Origin of the sequence: Pseudovibrio sp. Ad46 (assembly GCF_001623065.1) — a bacterium.
Taxonomy (GTDB): domain Bacteria; phylum Pseudomonadota; class Alphaproteobacteria; order Rhizobiales; family Stappiaceae; genus Pseudovibrio.
The window spans coordinates 96,078-119,959 of record NZ_LMCG01000049.1; the positions used below are offsets into that span (position 1 = coordinate 96,078).

The following is a 23,882-nucleotide window of genomic DNA, read 5'->3' on the forward strand; positions in this document are numbered from 1 at the left end:
AGTTGGCAACGTATCTACGGAACTACGAGTATGACACGTAAACAAAAAAGACTCGGGCTTATTGGTCTTGCGGGATTGGTGCTGGGGTCAGCTGTCGGCTTGGTTCTTTATGGACTCTCCAGCAGCGTGACTTATTTCCAGAGCCCAAGCGACATCGCTGAACAGCAAGTTGAAGTTGGGCAACGCATCCGTCTTGGTGGTCTGGTTGAAGATGATTCTCTTGATAAGAGCCGAGGCTCAGTGATCCTCTTCCGTGTAACCGATCAGGCTGAAGCTATTCCGGTTTCTTACAAGGGCATTTTGCCAGATCTGTTCCGTGAAGGACAGGGCATCATCGCTGAAGGTCACATGAACGAGAAGGGTGTCTTTATTGCAGACACAGTTCTGGCTAAGCATGATGAAAGCTATATGCCAAAAGAGGTCTACGAGACCTTGAAGGAAGATGGCCACTGGATGGAGGAGGAACAGGCCGCCTCCGCAGAGCAAAGCACCAAAGTAAACTAAAAAGTAAAATCAACCGGCTCTGCCCAAAAGGGCCGGTTATCCAGCGCCAAATGGATACTAGGATATCGTAATGATAATTGAACTTGGCCACTATGCACTCATTCTGGCATTGGTAGTCGCGGCTGTTCAGTCGGTCTTTCCAGTGTGGGGTGCAGTGAATTCAGACCACCGTCTGATGGGGATGGCACCTGGCCTTGCCGTACTTATGTTCCTTTTGACTTGCGTTGCCTTTGCCGCATTGACCTGGGCATACCTGAACTCAGACTTCTCGCTTCTGAATACCTATCAGAATTCCCATAGTGACAAGCCGCTGGTCTATAAAATCTCCGGTGTGTGGGGCAACCACGAAGGCTCTATCCTTCTCTGGGTGCTTATTCTGGTGCTGTTCGGTGCATTGGTTGCAGTGTTTTCACGCAACATTCCACAGCGCCTCCGGGCTGCTACTCTTGGCGCTCAGGGCTGGGTTTCCTTTGCATTCCTGCTCTTCGTCATTGTTGCATCAAACCCGTTTACCCGTATCAGCCCTGCACCATTGCAAGGTTCAGGTCTCAACCCAATGCTGCAGGATGTCGGCTTGGCGATCCATCCGCCAATTCTTTACATTGGCTACGTTGGCTTCTCCATCGTGTTCGCGTTTGCTGCAGCTGCGCTCATTCTTGGCAAACTTGATGCCGCCTGGGCGCGTTGGGTACGTCCTTGGATCCTCGTAAGCTGGATCTTCCTGACCCTCGGCATCGCAATGGGTTCTTACTGGGCTTACTACGAACTCGGCTGGGGTGGCTGGTGGTTCTGGGATCCGGTTGAAAACGCATCTTTCATGCCATGGCTCACCGGTACAGCGCTACTTCACTCCGCAATCGTAATGGAACGTCGGGATGCACTGAAGGTTTGGACTGTCTTCCTCGCACTGCTGACATTCTCCTTGTCGCTGCTGGGGACCTTCCTCGTCCGTTCAGGTGTTCTCACCTCCGTACACGCATTCGCAGTTGATCCGGCACGTGGTCTCTTTATCCTTGCGATTTTGCTAATCTTTGTCGGTGGGTCACTCACACTGTTTGCATGGCGCGCACCATTGCTTCGTCAAGGTGGCCTGTTTGCACCAATCAGTCGCGAAGGTTCGCTGGTACTGAACAACCTGTTCCTGACAACAGCCTGTGCTGCGGTCTTTGTCGGTACGCTTTACCCACTCGTTCTGGAAGCCTTCTCTGGCGACAAGATCTCCGTGGGTGCACCATTCTTCAACCTGACATTCGGCCCAATCATGGTGCCAGTACTGATCCTGATGCCATTTGGCCAGCTTTTGGCATGGAAGCGTGGTGATGCATGGGGTGTAGCCCAACGATTGACCTCTGCTTTTGTGATCGCAATGCTCGCGACTTTCGGCCTGATCTGGTTCATGGGCGTCAGCACAACAAGCATTATGACAGCGCTTGGCTTCGGTTTGGCATTCTGGGCGATCTTTGGCTCCCTCTGGGAAATCGTTGAACGTTCCCAGCTGTTCAAAATTGGTTTTGGTCGTTCCATGGCCCGTATCAAAGGCTTTGCACCAACCGTCTGGTCTACTGTTCTGGGCCATGCTGGTCTTGGGATTACGGTTCTGGGTATTGTGACGACAATGGCGTTTGAATCTGAACGCGTTGAAGTGATGCGACCAGGCGATACGCTTGAACAGAACGGTTACAATGTGACCTATGAGAAGAGCTGGACCCAAAATGGTCCGAACTATCAGGAGATGGTCTCCCGGTATACTCTTCGTAAAGGTGGCAATGTCGTCGGTATCATGGAGCCATCCAAGCGTGCTTATAATGCCAGTGGAATGCCAATGAGTGAAACATCCATCGCGACCTTCGGCTTCTCGCAGGTGTACTTTGCAACAGGTGATTCTGACGCAAATGGTGGTATTGTTACCCGCATTTACTTCAAACCGCTGATCACGCTGATCTGGATTGGTACTCTGCTTATGTCTCTGGGTGGTTGTATTGCTCTCTTTGATCGTCGCCTGCGTGTTGGTGCTCCTGTTTCAGCCCGCAAGCGCAAAGGCGTAGCAGGCGGTGTTGCAACAGCAACCCCAACACCGGCGGAGTAATGACCATGAAGATGAAGTTCGTACTGGTATTGATCTCTTCTGTTCTTCTGGGAACTCCAGCTGCTTATGCAGTCAACCCGGATGAAGTGTTGAAAGATCCTGTTCTGGAAGAACGTGCACGCGAAATTTCCAAGGAAGTGCGCTGCGTGGTCTGCCAGAACCAGTCCATTGACGACTCCAACGCTAAACTGGCGAAGGATCTACGCCTGCTGGTGCGTGAGCGACTGGTAGAAGGGGACAGTGACAAGGAAGTCATGGACTATCTTGTTGACCGCTATGGTGAGTTTGTCCTTCTCAAACCGCGCTTTGCGTTCCACACCCTGTTTTTGTGGGGCGGCGGACCTCTCGCATTGCTGCTTGGAGGCTTTTTCCTGTGGCGTACATCGCGAAAGAAAAAGCATGCACCGCTGAAGAGCAGCACAGCGGGTGTCAAACCGCTCTCGGATGAAGAACAGGCCGAACTCGACAAGCTCATGTCTTCTAAATAAGACCAATAACAGAGCCCCGCAGACATGGTTTGCGGGGCTCACGTTTAATCACATCTTCTTGCAACCAGTTGAATTGTAAAGACGCCTGTAAGCGCGCACTAGATACCTGTCTCTTAATATATATTCCGAATGTGCCAGCTGCGCAGGAAATGACAGGAACAGTTCAAATGGCAAACGATCCCATTAAATTGGAATTTGAAGGCTCTCAGGGAGCGCATCTTGCAGCGCGTCTGGACACACCAGACGGTGAACCAAAGGCCTATGCCCTGTTCGCCCATTGCTTCACTTGTTCCAAGGATCTTTCCGCAGCACGACGCATTGCATCTGCTTTGACCAAAGACGGGATTGCTGTTCTGCGCTTTGACTTCACTGGTCTTGGCAACAGCGGCGGCGACTTTGCCTCCACCAACTTCTCATCAAATCTTCAGGATCTTGTTCGCGCCGCTGATTACCTGCGAGAGCATTATGAAGCACCAAAGCTGCTTGTAGGGCATTCTCTGGGCGGCGCAGCTGTGCTTGCAGCAGCCTCTGAGGTGCCAGAGGTAAAAGCAGTTGCAACAATCGGTGCACCAGCCTCAGCAGATCATGTGATTCATAACTTTGGGGCTTCCCTTGATGAGATAAAAGAGAAGGGCGAAGCTACCGTCCAGCTCGGTGAACGACCGTTTAAGATTAAACGCCAGTTTATCGAAGACCTTGAAGCGCAGGATGTTCGGTCGCGCGTTGCTGTGCTGAAAAAGGCAGTGTTGGTTCTTCATTCGCCAATTGATGCCACGGTTGGCATTGAGAATGCTGCTCAGATTTTTGAAGCAGCGAAGCATCCGAAATCATTTGTGTCTTTGGATGATGCCGATCACCTGCTGTTTAAATACAAAGATGCAGATTATGCAGCACGCGTGATTGCAGCATGGGCAAGCCGCTACATGCAGGGCTAATAAAAGACTGGTGGGAGCAACTACGAAGTTTTCCCATCATTACAGAAGATTAATGTGGCAGATAGGTGTTTGTAAGGTTCGCTCTGGCATAGTCATTCTCAACGAAATGCAAAAGCCCGTTTTCCCCGGTTGGGCTGAGATTGACTAAATGGAGTTGAGCCAAATGAAGTTGACCAAGAACGCAAGTTCCAGCGTTGTTTCCCTGTCTGCTGCAAAAACCACTTCCAAACGTCGTTCCCGTCTTCTCAATGGCACCATGGCACTGGCAATTGCAGGTGCAATGGTTGCTCCGCTGACACTTGTTCCGGCAACCGCTCAAGCCGAGCCTGTCCGCGTAAACGCGCCAGCAATGCCGAGCTTTGTTGGTTTGGTCGAAGCCGTTCAGCCAACAGTTGTTTCTGTGCGTGTTCGCTCTGAGGTTAAAGAGAATGATCGTCTGGCGGGCATTCCTCCAATGTTCCGCGATATGCCGGATGATCACCCACTGCAGAAGTTCTTCCGCGAGTTTGGTGGACCAGGTGGTGAGCAAAAAAAGAAAGCCCCACCACGCAAGCGCTTCGATCAATCTCAAGGGTCCGGCTTCTTCATCTCTGATGATGGCTATGTAGTGACCAACGAACACGTGGTTGAAGGTGGAACAGAGTTCACAATCGTAACCAGTGAAGGCGAAGAACTGGAAGCCTCATTGGTTGGTTCTGACAAGCGTTCTGATCTGGCTCTCCTGAAAGTGGAAAGCGAAGAAAAGTTTGAATACGTCGCCTTTACAGATGATGCACCACTGGTTGGTGAATGGGTCGTCGCAGTTGGCAACCCGTTCGGTCTGGGTGGCACTGTAACGGCAGGCATTGTCTCCGCCCGTGGTCGTGACATCGGCGCTGGCATCTATGACGATTTCCTTCAGATTGATGCCTCTGTAAACCGTGGCAACTCCGGTGGTCCTGCATTCAACGTGAAGGGTGAAGTTGTCGGCGTGAACTCTGCGATTGTGTCTCCAAGCGGTGGCAACGTGGGAATCGCATTTGCGATCCCGGCGCAGACTGCAAAAAAGATCATCTCTGACCTGAAAGAAGACGGCGCAGTAACCCGCGGCTGGCTTGGCGTTCAGATCCAGCCTGTGACCAAGGACATCGCTGAATCCCTCGGTCTCGAAAACGAAAACGGCACGCTGGTTGCCGAAGTTCAGGGCGATACCCCTGCAAAAGCAGCTGGCTTCCAGGCTGGTGATATCATCCTCAAGGTCGATGGTGAAGAAGTGAACGGCCCACGTGAACTGGCAAAGGTCATCGCCGGATATTCACCAAACACCGAAGTGAAGATCGAATACTGGCGCAATGGTGAAATCGAGACCGCGACTGTGAAGCTCGGCACTATTCCTGAAGAGAAAAAACAAGCCTCAGCGAGCAAAAGCAAGGATGCGAATACCGCATTGGTAGACAGCCTTGGCTTGGAACTGGCAACTGCTGAACAGGCAGGTGTTGATGAAGAAGGCGTTGTTGTCACCAAAGTAGATCCAGATGGACCTGCTGCTGACAAAGGCCTCGCACCTGGTGCGATCATCACCGAAGTTGCTGGTGTTAAAGTTGAAACACCAACGGATGTTGCAGAACAGGTTGAAACAGCACGTGAACAAGGACGCAAGGCAGTTCTGCTGCGTGTCACCCGTGGTGAGAACACACTCTTTGTAGCGATCCCGCTGGAAAAGGGTGAAGAATAAGCCACTTACAAGAATGCGGATCACGAGAAACGCCCCTCTCGTGATCCCTCGTCGAAACACCAAAGATACCCTCACAGGTGTTTCGGTTGTTTGAGGGGCTGATAGCAAGGGTAGCCCTCTACTTGATGTCAGTCCTAAAAACCAATGCTGGAAGAAAAGGCAGGGACCTTATCATCTGCCAACTTCACCTATAAAACTCATGCAAATGCTGACGGTTACCCCCAACAGCATTTGCTTTTTTTTATCGTTTCCCGTCAATGTGAGGAAACGACCAATGCCTTGCTCTGGGAAATGAAAAAATGAGAATCTTGATTATTGAAGATGATCGGGAAGCGGCAGACTATCTGCTCAAAGCACTGAAAGAAGCAGGGCACTCACCTGATCACGCAGACAATGGCGAAGACGGACTTGAGCTGGCAATCTCCAACACGTGGGACGTGCTCGTCGTTGATCGCATGCTGCCCAAACGTGATGGCCTCTCCATCATCGAAACACTGCGCGCCTCTGGTGATGAAACGCCCGTATTGATCCTCTCCGCGCTTTCGCAAGTAGATGATCGCGTTACCGGTCTGCGCGCAGGCGGAGATGACTACCTTTCAAAACCCTACGCCTTTTCTGAGCTGCTCGCCCGCGTTGAAGTGCTGAGCCGCCGTAAAGCTGGCCCACAAGTTGAAACCAAGTTGCAAGTTGCTGATCTTGTGCTGGATCGCCTCGCGCACTCTGTTAGCCGTGCTGGGCAGGAGATCGTGCTGCAGCCCCGTGAGTTCCGCCTTCTTGAGTACCTCATGAAGCATGCCGGACAGGTAGTGACACGCACCATGTTGCTGGAAAACGTCTGGGACTATCATTTCGATCCGCAGACCAACGTGATTGACGTTCACATCTCAAGGCTTCGGTCAAAGATCGACAAAGGGTTCGACTTCCCGTTGCTTCATACTGTTCGTGGTGCAGGGTATTCCATCCGTGACAGCTCTAACTAGGATCCTCTCAACCACAGCCTTCAAGCTGGCCGCAATCTACCTGACGTCGTTTACGGCGCTCTCTGTGTTTCTGTTCATCTTCATCTCGCAGAACACCGATGACCTGATGAACAAGCAGGTGGTGCAGACGGTTGATGCAGAAATTCAGGGCCTTGCCGAACAATATGCACAAAACGGCATCAACGGGCTCGTAGTTGGTGTGGAGCGCCGCGTCCGAAGCCCGAACTCAAACCTCTACCTCATTCTGGACTACTCTGGAAACGTCATTACGGGCAATATCGCCTACCTTCCTGAGAAAGTTCTCTCAGTGTCCGATGGCCGAATTCAGTTTGTCTCCTACACACCACTAGGGTTTGCTGAGACGGACCAGAACAAAGCCAAAGCGATCGTCCGCATCTTCGAATTGCCCGGCAACTTCAAGCTGCTGGTCGGACGTGATCTGGAAGATCAGGTCCATCTGAAAAGCTTGCTCGGTGACGCTTTGACCCTCTGGTTGGTCGGAATGGTCGTTTTGGCTGGCATCACATGGTTCTTCCTCAATCGCCGTATCCTGAAACGCATCGATAACTTGTCCATGAGCTCCCGTCTGATAATGGAAGGTGATCTTGCCGGTCGCCTCGATGTGACTGGTAACGGAGATGAGTTCGATCGTCTGGCAAGCAACCTCAATGTGATGCTGGATCGCATTGAAGAGCTGATGAAGGGCCTTAAGGAAGTCTCCGACAATATTGCCCATGATCTCAAAACACCGCTCACACGTATGCGAGGGCGCGTGGAAGCTGCACTGCGGCAAAACTTGAGTGAAAATGAAGGCCGCGAATGTCTGGAAGAGACACTGGTTGAGACCGATGAGCTGATCAACACCTTCAACGCACTGCTGCGCATTGCACGTGTGGAAGCTGGTTCCACTGGAGCGGAGCTGCAATCAATCAAGCTGGGCAACATCGTCAAGGACGTGTGCGAACTTTATGAACCCGTTGCCGAAGATGATGGTGTCGAGTTCTCTGTTTTACTGGAAGATGAGCCTGTCATCGAAGGCGATCGGGAGTTACTGGCGCAAGCTCTCGCAAACTTGATAGAAAATGCTCTCAAATACGGTCGCCCAACCGAAGAGAATGTCAAACCCACAATCAAAGTCGTACTGTCTGGAAATGATGAGCAGGCTATACTCAGCATAGAAGATAATGGTGCTGGTATTGCTGCTGCTGATCGTGAGCGGGTGTGTAATCGCTTCGTTCGGCTTGATAGCTCTCGCCATGCACCGGGTTCTGGGCTTGGATTGTCACTTATCAAGGCGGTGGTAACTCTCCATCATGGAGAATTGCAGCTAACATCGGCTGGGACAGCAGATGATTCTGAAAGTGATAAGCAATCTGGCCTGCGGGCCCGGATTGTTCTGCCTTTAAACAAAGGGCAAAGAGATGAGGGAGAGGGCAACGAAGCATGGGACAAGGCTCGGAAGAAGAACGCCACCAGCTAAAAAGCAGCATTCTGAAGCGCGAACATCGTGAAGGAGCTCTTGCTCCTTTATTTGAGCGCTTGGAACGCCAGCCCATCTGTGCAGATGATGATCTGGGTGATCGGCACCTGAAAGATCTTACTGAGAAGCTGGAACGTAAGGACCTCATTTCTGAGTTTGAACAGCTCTGTCAGGGCGCCCCCCATCTGCGCAGCTTTGTAAAAGGCTTCATGGTCAGTGCGCCGTTCCTGCGCGAGACCATGCTGCGCGATGTTCAACGCTTCCTGCGTATTTTGAATACACCGCCGGAAGAGACCATTGCGATCCTTTTACAGGACTGCCTGAATGCCCGACCTGAAAGCGAAGCTGCACTTATGCAGTCGCTGCGTCTGGCAAAACAGGAAATGGCTCTCACGGTTGCGCTGGCGGATATTGCAGGTGCATGGCCGTTGGAAAATGTAACGGGTGCTCTCACCAAGTTCGCAGATGCATCATTGACCGCCTGCCTACGCTTTTGCCTTCGCGAGCTTGAAGTCAGAGGTAAATTTATTCCGGTTGATCATGATGAACCGGAAAAAGAGGCAGGCTTCTTCATTCTGGCCATGGGCAAGCATGGTGCAGGTGAACTTAATTACTCCTCTGACATCGATCTGATCGTTCTTTATGATCCTGAGCGGAGCCGCTTGATTGGTGGTGCAGAAGCGCCTGTTGAATTCGTCCGTATCACCCGCCGACTGGTGAAGCTCATGAACGAGCGTACCGGGGATGGATATGTTTTCAGAACTGACTTGCGTTTGCGACCTGATCCTGGAGCAACGCCGCTGGCAATCTCTGTTCCTGCAGCGCTGGTCTATTATGAAAGCCTGGGCCAGAACTGGGAACGTGCAGCGCTCATCAAAGCACGCCCATGTGCAGGCGATATTGAAGCCGGTGAGATCTTCCTTGAAGAAATACGCCCATTCGTCTGGCGCAAATATTTGGACTATGCCGCCATTTCAGATGTGCACTCCATCAAACGCCAAATCCATGCTCACAAAGGCTTCAGCAAAATCACAGTTGCTGGTCATAACGTAAAGCTGGGACGAGGTGGCATTCGTGAAGTTGAGTTTTTCGCGCAGACCCAACAGCTGATCGCAGGTGGCCGCAACCCGCAACTACGCGACCGGCGAACACTGATCACACTGGAAAGACTGGCTGACTGTGGCTGGATCGACCAATCCGCTGCAGAAGATATGGAAGAAGCCTATCGCTACCTGCGCGAGGTTGAGCATCGCATTCAGATGATCAACGATGAGCAGACCCACATCCTGCCTAAGGATGAAGAGGCATTGGCACGTGTCTATCATCTTATGGGCATTCAAGGCCGCTCTGAGTTTGCTGACATGATCCGCTCTAAGTTTGAGTTGGTGCAAAAGCACTACTCAGGCCTGTTTGAGCATGAGCCAGATCTGGCAACCAACCTTGGCAATTTGGTCTTCACAGGAGATGATGAAGACCCCAACACGCTCGAAACTCTCAGCCAGCTTGGCTTCCAAAGGCCCGTTGATGCAATCCGCACGATCCGCCAATGGCACTACGGCAGATATCCGGCGGTCCGTGCGCCAAAATCTCGTGAACGGTTGACCGAGTTCACCCCAATTCTGCTGGATGCATTGGCGCGTACTGAAAATGCAGATAAAGCACTGCTCACATTTGACTCCTTCCTCTCCAAACTGCCAATGGGAGTGCAACTCTTCGGATTGCTTAAGTCTAACCCGCACCTGTTCAACTTGCTGACGATGGTGATGGGCAACGCACCACGTATGGCCGAGATCGTCTCCAAACGCGTCCACGTTCTGGATGCACTTCTCGACCCGGCATTCTTTGGTGGGGCGCCGTCTGCAGAGCAGATTGAAACAGCGCTTGCCGTGACGCTCGATCAGGCTGGGTACTATGAAGAAGCGCTTGACCGGGCGCGTATCTTTGTACAGGAGCAACAATTCTTGCTCGGCCTGCGCTTGATCACAGGAACGATCACAGCAGCAGAGTTAGGGCAGGGGCTTTCAACACTTGCAGACGCAGTGCTCTGTCAACTGTTGCCACGTGTTCAGCAGGAACTGGAAGATGCTCACGGCAAAATTCCAGGAGCTGAACTTGCTCTTGTTGCCATGGGCAAACTGGGTGGACAGGAAATCACTTGTGCATCGGACCTTGACCTGATCCTGCTCTACGATTTCCCCGAGGATGTCGTGCAAAGTGACGGCAAACGCCCGTTGGCCCCAAGCCAGTACTACAGTCGCCTCACTCAGCGCCTTGTATCCGCCCTGACTGCGCCGACGGCAGAGGGCGTCCTCTACGAGGTTGACTTCCGTTTGCGGCCCTCAGGCAACTCTGGACCTCTTGCAACGCGTTTTGCATCCTTCAAAGACTATCAGTCCAACGATGCCTGGACGTGGGAGCATATGGCCCTGACACGTGCTCGTGTCATCACCAGCTCAAGCCCTGAGTTTGCTCAGCAGATCGACTGTGCGGTCTCTCAGTTGTTGCAGGACAAGCGAGACATTGAAAAACTGGCCCGTGATGTCTGCGATATGCGTGCGCGCATCCAGAAAGAAAAGCCAGCAAAGAGCCCATGGCAGATCAAGGGTATTCCGGGTGGCTTGATCGACATTGAGTTCATTGCCCAGTTCTTGCAGTTGGCTCACGGTGTCGAGCATCCTGAAGTCCTGCAGGCGCGTACCGAAGATGCATTGCTTAAGGCGCGTGATTTTGGAGTATTGCGTGAAGAGGATGCTGACACGCTTATTCCAGCCCTTCGAAACTATGAGGACCTGACACAGATCCTGAAACTCGCTCAAACTGGACACTTTGATCCAAAAACAGCTCCGGGCGGCTTGCTCGACCTTCTTGTAAATGCAGGAGGTGAGCCAGACTTTGAACGTCTGACCATCTACATGCAGGAACAACAGATCATGGTCCGCAGAACCTTTGAACACCTCATTGGCAAAGTGGAAGAAGCTGAAAAGACTAGTTGAGCTGACTTCGTCTGAAGTAACAAAAAAGGCCGCTGATGAAGCGGCCTTTTCTTTGAAGATTGTCTTCTTGCTCTTAAGCAGCGTTCAGGTTGCTGATGCCTGTCAGGCGGCCTTTGTCGCGTCCCTTGGCTTTCAAGGGCAGCTTGATCGTAACCTCGGTGCCTGTGCCAACTTCAGAAGCGATTTCCATGTAACCGCCATGCAGCTCGCTGAGAGATCGTGCAATTGCCAGACCAAGGCCAGACCCTTTGTGCGTCTTGGTGAATTGGTTCTCCACCTGCACAAACGGCTTGGCAAGACGGTCGATATCCTTCTTGGAGATACCGATACCGTTGTCAGAGATCTTGAGTTCAGCAAAGGCACCCACCTTGCGGGCAGAAACCCGAACCTCACCATTGTCTGGTGTGAACTTGATAGAGTTTGCAAGCAGGTTGAGCAGGATCTGCTTCACAGCGCGGCGGTCAGCCTGCAGATGCATGTGAGGCAGATTTTCGCTAACAACCTTGATGTTCTTCTCAGCTGCTGTTGCAGAGATAATCCGGGCAGCATCCTGAACGATCTGCTGGATCTGAACATCTTCAACAGACAACTCAATCCGGCCCGCTTCAATCTTTGACATATCCAGAATGTCGTTGATCACATTCAGCAGATAGTTACCGGAGGAATGAATGTCCTTGCAGTATTCTTTGTACTTGTCGGAACCAAGATCACCAAACATGCCTTGATCCATAATCTCAGAGAAGCCGATGATCGCGTTCAGTGGTGTTCTCAACTCGTGGGAGATGTTTGCAAGGAATTCGGACTTCGCCTGGTTTGCATCTTCCGCGCGGGTCTTCTCATCCGCATATTTCTCGGTCAGTTCTACCAGCTGTTGAGCCTGTAGTTCAAGTTTCTGGCGGGACTGGCGCAAGTCGGCAATGGTCGCCATATGACCGCGCTCAGACTCAAGCAATTTCTCTTCTTTACGCTTCAGCTCTGTAATGTCGGTGCCAACGGAAACGAAGCCACCATCTTTGGTCCGGCGCTCTGAGACCTGTAACCAGCGACCACCTTCCATCTCAACCTTGTAGGAACTGCCCATATCGCTGTCGATGTGGTCGCCTTCCTCAGGCTCAGAAATAATCGGTTGGCTCGCGGAAGACATGACAGTTGCATAAGGCGTGCCCGACTGCACAACATGGTCTGGCAGCTGATGCAGCTTGCGGTAGTTGGAGTTACACATCACCAGATGGTTGTCAGCATCCCACAAGACAAAGGCCTCGGAGATGTTCTCAATTGCATCACGCAGGCGTAGATCAGCAGTACGGCTCTGTTCTGCCAAGCGCTTCTGCTCGGTCACATCCATACAGATGCCGATCAGGTGAGGCTCATTGGTGCCCGCATCAGTTTGAACTTCAGCACGAACCCGAAGCCAGACCCAGGAACCATCGCTGTGACGCATGCGCCATTGACGATCCACGTTGCTCTTGCCGGTATCCAGCAGGCTCTTTGCAAGATCATAAAGATCAACGTCATCGGCATGGGTCAGGGATTGGATCTCAGCAAAGCCCATAATATCATTACGCGGATCCATGCCCAGCATCTCATAGAGCGAAGCGGACCAGAACACGCGGCCACGGGAAAGGTCCCAGTCAAACAGACCACAACGTCCACGGTTGAGGGCAGCGTCTATACGAGAGCGCGTCGCCGAGTAGATGCCATCTGCCTGTTGTGCTCGGGTTGCCTGCGCAAAATAAGCATAGATGATGACCAGCAGCACCATGGAGGTTGCAACAAAGATCGTGACATTGGCGGAAAGTTCAGCACGCCAGGAAGAGAAAATCGCGTCTTCTGGCTGCATGATAGCAACCATGCCGATTTTGTTTGGTAGATGATGAACTGTTGCCCGGGTTGCGTCTTTGGTGCCCTCATTGAGCGTCAGCACACCTGCGCGCTTTCCAAAGAACGTCATTGGCTGAGTGTCACCAAGGAAGCTGGTAATTTTCAACCCTTCCATATCAGGGCGGGTCGGAGCACTGGCAACAATGGTACCGTTCGGGTCAGTCAACAGAATTTGGCGGCTTTGGCTGGTGGCCCGGGGGGGCAGGGCCTCAGAAAGTGCACGCTGCAAAGCAGAAGTCAGGCCGGCGGAGCCTTTTTCTTGCTCGGAAATTTCAATGCTGGCGGTCAGGGCAGTTGCAATAAGTGTGAGATCGTCCTGAGCCTTCTGGCTGACATTCTCATAATTGTAAGCAATCTCAAGTCCGCGGAAGATAGCGGTACACGCAATGAACACGATGCAAAGAGCAGGAATAATTCTGCGCATCATTGGTTCCGTTGTTAAGAGGCGTTGGTAGGCTGGTTGAGCGAGCAACTTGATATGTCCGGTCAGAGCGTCTTTTTTGCCTGTCCGTTTGGTCGAGTTCAAGAGTCGTCGAGCGGTCGCGCCCCCTGCAAAGGCTCGTGCCATGAATGCCCCCATGTGTCAGATTCCGCCGCAAATAACTCGGGTTGCAATTCACCCGAATCACATTCATTTGAATCTATCCGAATCAACTTGTCCAGAGTCTCGACACAAAAAAATGGTTAACGGCAGCGCTTTTTGCTGCCGTTAATTTTCATAGGACTCTCAGAGACTTCGCTGGGTGCAAAGTAGACTGTCTTAGTCTAGACACAGCTCAACTATTTCTTTGACATCAGTAGAGAGTTGCTGGTCAGCTGCAAGAATTCTCTTCAAAGCGGCTTCTGCCTTTACTCTGCGTTCCGTATTCATATTCTTCCAAGAGCCAAAGCTTTTGACCATTCTGGAAGCAACCTGAGGGTTAATCTTGTCCAATTGCAACGTGATTTCAGCAAGATAATCATATCCTGAACCATCAACCGCATGGAAACCTCTTGTATTGCCACCGAGGAAGCCGCCAATGAGCGCGTAGATACGATTTGGATTATCCCAAGAAAATGCCGGATGTTCTGTGAGAGTACGTAGAGCGCCAATCGTGTCTTTGCTCGGCGCGCTGGCCGCGACACCTAGCCATTTATCCATGGCAAGAGCAGTGTCCTTGTGGCGTTCCTCAAAGGAAGCCATGGCTTCTTGCGCCCCTGCCAGCTTGAACTTGACCAGGCAGTTCAAGGCGCTGATCCGGTCCGTCATGTTATCGGCAGCATCAAAATGTGCCTTAGCCAGAGTAGCGCTGCCTTCACTATTACTTGCCGCTAAGTAGGACAAACAACGCAGCTTCAGCGCACGTTTGCCTGCTGAAAGAGCATCCGGGCTAAACGTTGCTGGCATCTCCAAAGCATCATAGATACGCTTGAAGGTGTCATAGAGTGCAACGCCGATCTCTTTGGAGAACGCATTACGGGCATCACCGATCGCATCAGTATCGACGTCTTTGCCGATTTCAAGTGCGATTGCCTGCTCGCTAGGCAGCATCAGGCCAAAACCACGGAACGCATGGTCAAGGTTCTCATCCTCTGCCATGTGACCGAGCGCCTCAATGAAGGCGTCCTTGCCTGTCGGCTCTGCACCATTGGTCAGCTCAATAAGCAGATCGGTCATCAACGTCTGAGCAGCCTGCCAGCGATTGAACGGGTCGATGTCGTGGCGCATCAGGAAGATTTGATCTTCACGGGACAGACCTGTTTCCAACTTAACTGGAGCCGAGAATTCGCGCAGAAGGGAAGGAACTGGTCTACTGCCGATACCATGAAAGACAACGGTTTGTTTGTTTTCGCTCAGACACAGCAAATCGCCATCGACTTGAGTACCTTCGGCATTGGAATAGGCGAGATCATCTCCATTCGGGCCAACCAAGCCAAAGCGAATTGGAATGAAGAATGGTTTCTTTTGGTCTTGTCCAGGTGTTGGAGCATTAATCTGTTCCAGCTCCAGAGTGAAAGTCTTTGCAGCTTCGTCGTAAGAACCTTTTGCTTTCACAACTGGTGTACCGGACTGGTGGTACCACAAGCTGAAATGAGACAAATCGATCTTAGTCGCATCTTCAAAGCATTTGAGGAAGTCCTCAATGGTTGAAGCATCACCATCGTGTCGCTTGAAGTAAAGATCCATCCCTTTTCTGAAGTTGTCTGCACCAAGAATTGTCTTGATCATACGAACCAGCTCAGCACCTTTGTCATAGACCGTTGCCGTATAGAAGTTGTTGATCTCTTTGTATTCTGTCGGGCGAACTGGATGCGAAAGAGGCCCCTGATCCTCAGGGAACTGACGGGATTTCAGGCGGATTACATCAGCAATACGCTTCACAGGGCGGGAACGTTCATCAGAAGAAAATTCCTGATCGCGGAATACAGTAAGTCCCTCCTTCAGGCAAAGTTGGAACCACTCGCGGCAGGTGATGCGGTTACCAGTCCAGTTGTGGAAGTATTCGTGGGCGACAACAGTCTCAATACTCTCATAGTCTGTGTCGGTCGCTGTGTCACTATCCGCCAGAATGAACTTGTCATTGAAAATGTTGAGGCCCTTGTTCTCCATCGCACCCATGTTGAACGCAGAAACAGCAACAATGTTGAACACTTCGAGGTCGTACTCGCGGCCAAATACTTTCTCGTCCCACCGCATGGACCGGACCAGACTGTCCATGGACCAGTCTGCGCGGTCCTCATTGCCTTTCTCGACAAAGATGTTCAGATCGACTGGTGTGCCGGAAGCTGTCGTATACTTTTCTGAAATGCAGGCAAGATCGCCAGCAACAAGCGCAAACAGATAAGCTGGCTTCGGGTGCGGATCATGCCACACTGCAAAGTGACGATCAGTGCCTTCAATGTCACCTGCGTCCTGCGGATTACCGTTACCAAGCAAAATCGGATTGGTCGCTTTGTCAGCTTCAATGCGTGTCGTGAATACTGAAAGCACATCTGGGCGGTCATAGTAGTAAGTGATCCGGCGGAAGCCCTCTGCCTCACACTGAGTGCAGTAGATGCCCTGAGAAAGGTAAAGTCCTTCCAGCTTGGCGTTCGTGGTTGGGTTCACCTTGGTGATAACTTCCAACTGGAAGCGCTCAGCAGGTGGTGCATGAACTGTCAGCTTGTCTGTAGAGGCTTCGAAAGCGTCTTCTGCCAATAGCACGCCATCAATAGCGGCTGAAATAAGTGTAAGCTCGTCGCCATCCAACTCAAGTGGAGCGCCGTCTTCGGTGCCATCACGCTTGGAAATGGTAAGGGTGGAGATAACTTCGGTTGCTTCTGGTAGAAGTTTGAAGATAAGAGAAACACTCTCAATGACGTAGGGTGTTTCTGTGTAGTCTTGCAGTCTAATGAGCTGAGCAGTTTCAGATCGCATACCTGTTCTCCCAAGAAGTGTTAAAGCAGCTTGATCACCCCTTGGCGCAGCGCTTCTAAATTTTTATGTAGATCGGCGGTACCGTTGAAAACGGTTCCGGTCAAATGCAGGGAATGAAAACCTCATCACTTTTGCACCCAAAAATCAAATTATCAAGCAAGGGAAGGACTGGAAGGAGATCATGACAGATCCTCGTAAGCACTATCCCGAAAAAACAGGTAGCACTGAGCTCCTGAAATAGATCTATACAAAAAGGCTGAGGTTGCTTCCGTGACAGCTCCCCTGGAAAACATAAAAGTATTGGAACTGGCGCGCATTCTGGCAGGCCCATGGATTGGACAAACCCTTTCTGATTTGGGTGCCGATGTCATCAAGGTGGAAAGCCCGCGCGGTGATGATACCCGGACCTGGGGACCTCCGTTTGTCGAAGAAGAGGGCGGAAGCAAAAGTGCAGCCTACTTCCATGCCTGCAATCGCGGCAAGCGCTCCATAACTGCTGACTTCTCAAAGCAGGAAGACCTTGAGTTGATTTATGATCTGGTACGTCAAAGTGATGTGCTGATCGAAAACTTCAAAGTTGGCGGGCTAGCCAAGTTTGGCCTTGACTATGATAGCCTCAAGAAGATCAATCCGAAGCTGATCTATTGTTCCGTGACTGGTTTTGGTCAGGATGGCCCTTATGCCCACCGCGCCGGATACGATTTCATGATCCAGGGCATGGGCGGTATTATGGATCTGACTGGTTCGCAAGGCGGCGAGCCACAAAAGGTAGGCGTTGCTTTTGCTGATATCTTCACGGGCCTATACGGGGTCATAGGTATTCAGGCAGCTCTGCGCCGCCGTGACCTGATCGGTGAAGGCGAATGGATCGATATGGCTTTGCTGGATGCTCAGGTCGGTGTTTTGGCCAATCAGGCGATGAATTATCTAAGCAGCGGCAATGTCCCTAGCCGTATGGGCAATGCTCATCCAAACATCGTTCCATATCAGGTATTCGAAGTGAAAGATGGTCATCTCATTGTGGCGGTTGGCAACGACACTCAGTTTGCGAACTTCTGCAAGATTCTCGGGCAGGAAGAACTGTCTGAGGACGAGCGCTATGCCACCAACCCGTCTCGTGTGAAGCACCGCGAGGAATTAACAGAAAAGCTTCAGGCTCTCGTGCTGAACTTCAATCGGGATGAACTCCTGTCAAAAATGGAAGAACGCGGCGTTCCGGCAGGTCCGATCAATACAGTTGCTGATGTTTTGCAGGATCCGCAAATTGAACACCGGCAAATGAAAGTCAACTTGCCAACAACATCTAAGCATCAAGGCGAGCAAACCTATGTCCGTACGCCAATTCGGTTTACTAATTCTAAGCTGAAACTGGAGAAGGGTGCACCAGCTCTCGATGAGCATAGAAATGAGATATTGAGAGAATTAGGCAAAGAAGCAGTAGAATAAAGACTAGCGACACCATGTGCAGGAAGGCAGTTTGACCCTCGGTCCGGGGAGTGGTTTAACGGGCTGGCATTCCTCACACAGGTGGGTCACGGTTTGAAACTTTGGAATAGGATCAGGCGTAAAGCAATCGGCATACGGCGGTGCTATTACAAGTTGTCATTGACGTGGTTGGTGAGCCTAACCTTCGTGACTGTTGTGACCTTGTGCGGCGGTATTGTGCTGTACATGTCTGTTCATACCAATCTGAAGAACACCCGAAGCTTGATCGAAAAAGCGTCGATCATGTCCACCGAGGCAATCAACAATGCCTTGAGTGCCTATATGACCCCGGCATTCTCCTCGGTACATGCAATCAAAGTTTATGCGGAAGAACAGCCAACGGCGCAAAATGCGATCTTTCGTGCCCGCCAGACGTTTCGTGGCGTACTGTTCGGGGTGAAAAGTGTCGAAGGCTTAGTGTTGTCACTGCCCAATGGAACAGTCTGGGGCTTGCGTCACGCCGAAAACCGGCAAGATCTGATCCCATTCCAGCCTGAACAAGATCTGTTTGAATTCTCCAGAATGCAAAGCATCGATGCGCAAACTGCTGAAGACCCATTCTGGGGAGACTTCTACGCATCTGGTGAAGACCCATTTGCAACGGCGACAAGCGCTATCAAGTTTGATGGAGAGACGATCGGCTACGTTTCCGCAATTATCACGATGAAGGGTGTTGGCTCGGTCCTCGCCTCTTCAAAAGAAGATGGAATTGGAAACGAAGTAGACGAAGAGGATGTCACTCGCTTTATCCTGACTGACAAAAATCGGGTGCTCGCGTATTCCTCTCCAACCAATGAGCTGCAACAGCACAATCTGCTGGCGCATGTCACAGAGTTTGGAGATCCCGTTCTTGCAAAGTTTGAGGGCAGTAAAGCACAACCATTTAGTCAGCGCGCGCGCAAACGAGGTGTTGAACTGCATCTCATTTATGATGGCGAGGACATGTATGTTCTTGTTTTACAAAAGCTTTTTTCACCAGATGGCGAGGTCTACTACGTCGGTGAATATCAGTTGGCAAACTCGCGTTATGATGAGTTTACTCGCCTGATTAACTCGGTCTTTGCTGGCGTGGCTGTTGTGTTCCTGTCCGCACTTGTGGCGATCTTCTTCGCGCGTCGTCTGTCATCGCCGCTGAAAGGCATTGCTGCACGCGCTCAAAAGTTCGGTGCTCTGGAGTTTGAGCACCTCGAACCACTGCCACGCAGTCATATTCGTGAAGTAGATCAGATTACGTCTGCAATGAATGCCAGCACCAGCGGCTTACAAGCCATGAGCCGGTATATCCCAAAGTCACTCTATTCCAAGTTGATGGCTATGGGGATCGACCGTGCAGCCAAAGCGAAAGAAGCTGAACTGACGATCTTGTTTACCGACATTGAAGGTTTCACGTCGATCTCCGAACACAGAAGCGCTGGCGAAGTGGCTGGACTGCTCAATGATCACTTCAAACTGCTTGTGTCTGCTGTGGAGGCTCATCAGGGGACTGTCGATAAATTCGTCGGTGACGGCATGCTCGCATTCTGGGGTGCACCAAACGAGATGGAAGATCATGCCCGCCGCGCAATCTTGGCTGCAGAAGATATGGTCAGCGCTATCCAGCAAGCCAATGCTGTTACACCCGAAAATGCTTTGAATGTACGGATTGCCATTCACACAGGCCCGGTAATTGTTGGCAATGTGGGGGCGGTCGAACGTTGGAACTACACCATTGTTGGCGATGCCGTGAATGTGTGCAGCCGCCTGCAAAGTCTGGGTGGCACCATCTCCTCCGTTAAAGGAGCATGTGTGGTGTTGAGCGGTGAAACTGTTGAGAGAGCAGGCCGACCCGATAACGTAACCCATCGCGGTAGCCATGACATTCGTGGCCGGAAGGGCAAAGTCGAGGTTTGGCAGCTCAACTCGACCATATGCGATGACTGATAATCCCGGCATTGTCTTCTAGTTTAATTTAAGTGTGCCACGTAACCCAACCTCATTGAAAGAAAGCCCTGTTCTAGTGTGAAAGCCGCGAAAGGTTTTCTCGCGTGCGCTAGCAACAGGCCAGTGAGGAAGGGACGCACGTGAACCTGCTTGACGTCAAAGGGTTGTCGGTAGAGTTTCATGGAGACGAAGGGCATCACCAAGTTGTCCGCGATGTGTCTTTTAGTGTCCCGGAAAACAAATGCGTCGCTTTGGTTGGTGAGTCAGGGTCTGGCAAGACCGTGATCTCCAGGGCGGTTATGGGGATCCTTCCTGCAAAATCTCGCATCACATCAGGTCAAATTTTATTTCGGGACAATCGCAAAAACGGTGAGAAAGTAGACATTGCAAAACTGCCTCCGGCTGGTCCTGCCATGCGCGCCATTCGCGGCGATCAGATTGCAATGATCTTTCAAGAGCCCATGGTCTCGCTCTCACCACTGCACACCATTGGAGATCAGATCAGCGAAGCAGCAAAACTGCACCGCTTTGTTGGCACTAAAGAAGCCCAGGAACTGACCAAGGATATGCTGCGTCTGGTTCATTTCCCTGAGCCCGAGCGCGCAATCCGTGCCTATCCATTTGAGCTCTCTGGCGGCTTACGGCAACGCGCACTCATCGCCATGGCGATGATCTGCCGCCCCACGCTTCTTATTGCAGATGAGCCGACAACTGCGCTGGATGTTACCATTCAGGCCGAAATTCTGAAGTTGATTAAGGAAGTGCAAGCTGAACTGAACATGACGCTACTCATGATCACGCATGACTTTGGTGTAGTCACAAATATGGCTGATGAGGTTGTCGTGGTCTACAACGGTGAGGTCATGGAAAAGGGTAGTGTTGAAGACCTGTTCCTGACCCCGCAGCACCCTTATCTGAAAGCGCTGCTCAACGCGGTTCCTTCGCTTTCTATGGAGCCGGATGAACGCCTTGTTCCAATCCGCCCAATCAAACCCCGCACGCATCATTCTGACTTTCAGCCAAGTCCGGTTGGCAAAGCTCGCGCATTCCGTGGAACGCCGCTCATTGAGCTGGAAGGCGTTTGTAAGAACTTCACATTCAAGAACCTGCGCGGCAAAAAACGCAGAGGCATGACAACCGCACTCGACAATGTATCTTTGACGGTCCGTAGAGGTGAATGCCTTGGTATTGTTGGAGAGTCAGGTTCCGGAAAAACCACAGCCGCGCTTGCTATGCTGCGAGCTTTTCCTTTGACGCGTGGCAAAATCTCCTACACCACTGAGGACGGCGCACGCGATATTCAGGGTTTTTCTGAAAAAGAGCTCTTCCAATACCGTAAACGGGCTCAAATTATCTTTCAGGACCCGTTTTCTTCGTTAAACCCACGCCGTACACTCAACGAGATCTTGCAGGAGCCGCTCGTCATACACCGTATGGGCGACAGCCTCAGTCAAGGAGCGCGCATCCGGGAACTGATTGATCTTGTCGGCTTGTCGCCAAGATATCTGCGTCGTTACCCGCATTCCTTCTCCGGAGGGCAAAGACAACGTATCGGGATCGCAAGAGCTCTGGCGCTAAACCCGGAGTTCTTAATTTGCGATGAACCAACATCAGCGCTTGATGTCTCCGTTCAGGCACAGATCTTGAACCTTCTCAAAGACCTCAAAGATGAGTTGGGCCTGACCTATGTTTTCGTCAGCCACAACCTTGCTGTGGTTGACTACATTTCTGATCGCATAGCAGTTATGTGCAAGGGCAAGGTTGTCGAAGTCGGACCAACGCGGCAGATCATAGATAATCCGATCCATCCCTATACGCGTACACTTCTCAAAGCAGTGCCAGAACCCTCTTTGGACCACAAACTGGATTTTTCATCTCTGGCAGGAACCGCAAGCTCAGACCCGACACAATGGCCTTCGCCCTACCGGATGCGCTACTCAACCGTACCGTATTTGGTTGAGATTGAGACAGATCATTGGGTATGTGCTCCGGGAATGGAAAGCATGCGCGATATCGTGGGTTTAGGGGGGAGCCATATATGAGAAAATTTGGCCTCCTCACAACGGTTGTTATGCTTATCAGTCTCGCAGTACCTACGGTCTCGGCAGCTCTGGTCCTGAAGGAAACTCCGGGAATTCCGCCGGGCCTGCCATCTATCGTAGATCGTGTTCCCAAAGAACCACTTGTGACCTACCCTGATGATATTGGCCGTGTAATCGGAGTGCAGGGTGGTGCGATGCATACGCTCATTTCGCGGCCTAAAGACGTGCGCCTGATCAATGTGTGGGGCTATGCAAGGCTGGTTGGATACAATGAAAACCTCGAGTTAAATCCAGACATTTTGGAGAGCGTAGACAATCACTATGACAAGGTCTTCACTCTAAATCTGCGTGAAGGCCATAAATGGTCTGATGGAAGTTCCTTTAATGCAGAAGACTTTCGGTTTTGGTTTGAAGATGTCGCCCTAAACGAGGAACTGAACCCCATCGGCCTACCAGGGTTCATGCTGGTGGATGGTGAAGGTCCTGAGTTCTCAGTTATTGATGAGACGACTGTTCGTTTTGAGTGGCATGAGCCAAATCCTCTGTTCCTGCAAGAACTTGCAAAAGCACGCCCACCGTTCATTTACCGGCCAGCTGCTTACATGAAGCAGTTCCATGAAGAATATGGAAATCCGGAATTTATCAGGCAGATTGCTCGAATTGAGAAAGTGCGTGGGTGGGCACCTTTGTTCAACCGCATGGACGACATGTACGGCGCATCCAATCCGCATATCCCCACGTTGCAGCCATGGGTGCCACGAAACACTTCGGGTGATCGCAGGGCAGTTATGGAGCGCAATCCGTTCTTCCATCGCGTAGACAGTGCAGGCCAGCAACTTCCCTATATCGACCGCATAATTATGGATGTGGTGGATGGTAAACTTATTCCGGCAAAGGCGCTGGCTGGTGAAAGTGATTTGCAGGCACGTGGGCTTGGGTTCTCTGATATTTCCGTTCTTAAACGTGGTGAACAGACACAGGATTATGACACCCGTCTCTGGCTCAACTCCAAGGGATCTGAGATTTCGATCCTGCCCAACCTCAGCGTCAAAGACCCAACATGGCGCAAACTCATGCAGGACCGCAGATTTCGCCATGCACTCTCGTTGGGCATTGATCGTGAACTCATAAATAAAGTGCTTTATTTTGGTTTGGGGAGAGCTGGCAACGATACGGTTCTCAACATTTCTCCGCTGTATCAGCCAGATTTTCAAACGGCTTGGGCGGAATTTAATCCAGACCTTGCCAACCAGTTGCTGGATGATATTGGACTGACAGATAGGCGAGGAGACGGCGTACGCTTGCTGGAAGACGGACGCCCGCTGCAACTCATTATTGAGACCACAGGCGAGAGTGCTGAACAGGATGATGCGCTGGAGCTTGTTGCAGAAACCTGGAAGGAAATCGGTGTTTCTGCTTTTATCCGCCCAAGCCAGCGCGACACGATCCGGGCTCGCGCGCTCTCTGGAACTTTGATGATGTCTGTCTGGTCCGGTTTTGAAAACGGTGTACCAACAGCAGATATGCCGCCGATAGATTATGCTCCCACGCGCGAAGATTTTCTCTCATGGGCTCCATGGGGCAACTACTATGAGAGTGACGGACACGCAGGTGTTAAACCTGATTGGCCCCCGGCAATTCGATTGATTGAGCTCTTTGATCAATGGCTCGTGAGCAGTAGTTTTGAAGAACGGGATATGATTTGGGAGCAAATCCTGCAGATTCACGCAGATGAAACAATTCATATCGGTCTGGTCAATGCTGTCCGGCAGCCGGTGGTTGTTAAGGGGCTTTTGAATGTACCTGAAATGGGCATTTATGGATGGGATCCCGGTGCTCAGTTCGGCATCCACCGCATGGATCTCTTCTTTTTTGAAGATCTCTTACCGGATGAAGACGATCTCCCTCATTGATTATTTCACTTGCCTTAAGCGCGGGCTAATAGGGCTTCTCAAACCTGATTAGATTTTCTCAGAG

General features: G+C 51.4%; 13 protein-coding genes and 1 pseudogene. 12 read left to right on the plus strand and 2 right to left on the minus strand.

Going from position 1 to position 23,882, the window contains the following annotated elements:
* Positions 1–30: 30 nt before the first annotated feature.
* The 8 genes and pseudogenes from ccmE (at position 31) to PsAD46_RS13675 (ending at position 11,180) form a co-directional block, all read left to right on the plus strand.
* A complete protein-coding gene (gene ccmE, locus PsAD46_RS13640; protein WP_082830659.1) occupies positions 31–504 on the plus strand; it encodes a cytochrome c maturation protein CcmE in 474 nt (157 codons plus the stop codon).
* A gap of 70 nt (positions 505–574) precedes the next feature.
* Positions 575–2,590, plus strand: coding sequence for a heme lyase CcmF/NrfE family subunit (locus PsAD46_RS13645; RefSeq protein ID WP_063307147.1), 2,016 nt, complete (start codon positions 575–577; stop codon positions 2,588–2,590).
* 5 nt (positions 2,591–2,595) lie between these two features.
* A complete protein-coding gene (locus PsAD46_RS13650; protein WP_199914763.1) occupies positions 2,596–3,078 on the plus strand; it encodes a cytochrome c-type biogenesis protein in 483 nt (160 codons plus the stop codon).
* 167 nt (positions 3,079–3,245) lie between these two features.
* Positions 3,246–4,004, plus strand: a pseudogene (locus tag PsAD46_RS13655) (alpha/beta hydrolase); the annotation flags it as partial.
* Positions 4,005–4,176: 172 nt separating this feature from the next.
* Positions 4,177–5,727, plus strand: a complete 1,551-nt coding sequence (locus PsAD46_RS13660; RefSeq protein WP_063307221.1) for a Do family serine endopeptidase — start codon at positions 4,177–4,179, stop codon at positions 5,725–5,727.
* A 299-nt stretch (positions 5,728–6,026) separates the two neighbouring features.
* Complete coding sequence (locus tag PsAD46_RS13665) at positions 6,027–6,707, plus strand: response regulator transcription factor (protein ID WP_057465903.1); 681 nt, start codon at positions 6,027–6,029, stop codon at positions 6,705–6,707.
* On the plus strand, positions 6,691–8,187 hold the full coding sequence (locus PsAD46_RS13670; protein ID WP_063307149.1) for a HAMP domain-containing sensor histidine kinase: 1,497 nt from the start codon (positions 6,691–6,693) through the stop codon (positions 8,185–8,187). Before PsAD46_RS13665 ends, PsAD46_RS13670 begins: the two co-directional genes overlap by 17 nt.
* The gene (locus PsAD46_RS13675) at positions 8,151–11,180 is read left to right on the plus strand and encodes a bifunctional [glutamine synthetase] adenylyltransferase/[glutamine synthetase]-adenylyl-L-tyrosine phosphorylase (RefSeq protein WP_063307150.1); all 3,030 of its coding nucleotides are present in this window, start codon (positions 8,151–8,153) and stop codon (positions 11,178–11,180) included. The genes PsAD46_RS13670 and PsAD46_RS13675 overlap by 37 nt, the downstream gene beginning before the upstream one ends.
* 73 nt (positions 11,181–11,253) lie before the next feature.
* Here the strand turns inward: PsAD46_RS13675 and PsAD46_RS13680 are convergent, their stop codons facing one another.
* Positions 11,254–13,629, minus strand: a complete 2,376-nt coding sequence (locus PsAD46_RS13680) for an ATP-binding protein (RefSeq protein ID WP_063293218.1) — start codon at positions 13,627–13,629, stop codon at positions 11,254–11,256.
* Positions 13,630–13,821: 192 nt separating this feature from the next.
* Positions 13,822–16,458 carry an aminopeptidase N gene (gene pepN, locus PsAD46_RS13685; protein ID WP_063307151.1) on the minus strand — a complete coding sequence of 879 codons (2,637 nt, stop codon included), beginning with the start codon at positions 16,456–16,458 and terminating at the stop codon, positions 13,822–13,824.
* Between the two features lie 270 nt (positions 16,459–16,728).
* On the opposite strand from pepN, the gene PsAD46_RS13690 reads away from it, so the two are divergent.
* The 4 genes from PsAD46_RS13690 to PsAD46_RS13705 all read left to right on the plus strand — a co-directional run bounded on the left by PsAD46_RS13690 (position 16,729) and on the right by PsAD46_RS13705 (position 23,818).
* Complete coding sequence (locus PsAD46_RS13690; RefSeq protein WP_063307152.1) at positions 16,729–17,904, plus strand: CaiB/BaiF CoA-transferase family protein; 1,176 nt, start codon at positions 16,729–16,731, stop codon at positions 17,902–17,904.
* A gap of 186 nt (positions 17,905–18,090) precedes the next feature.
* Positions 18,091–19,863, plus strand: a complete 1,773-nt coding sequence (locus PsAD46_RS13695; protein WP_208981843.1) for an adenylate/guanylate cyclase domain-containing protein — start codon at positions 18,091–18,093, stop codon at positions 19,861–19,863.
* 140 nt (positions 19,864–20,003) lie between these two features.
* On the plus strand, positions 20,004–21,905 hold the full coding sequence (locus tag PsAD46_RS13700) for an ABC transporter ATP-binding protein (protein ID WP_063293214.1): 1,902 nt from the start codon (positions 20,004–20,006) through the stop codon (positions 21,903–21,905).
* Positions 21,902–23,818 carry an ABC transporter substrate-binding protein gene (locus PsAD46_RS13705; protein WP_063293213.1) on the plus strand — a complete coding sequence of 639 codons (1,917 nt, stop codon included), beginning with the start codon at positions 21,902–21,904 and terminating at the stop codon, positions 23,816–23,818. Before PsAD46_RS13700 ends, PsAD46_RS13705 begins: the two co-directional genes overlap by 4 nt.
* Positions 23,819–23,882: the final 64 nt, after the last annotated feature.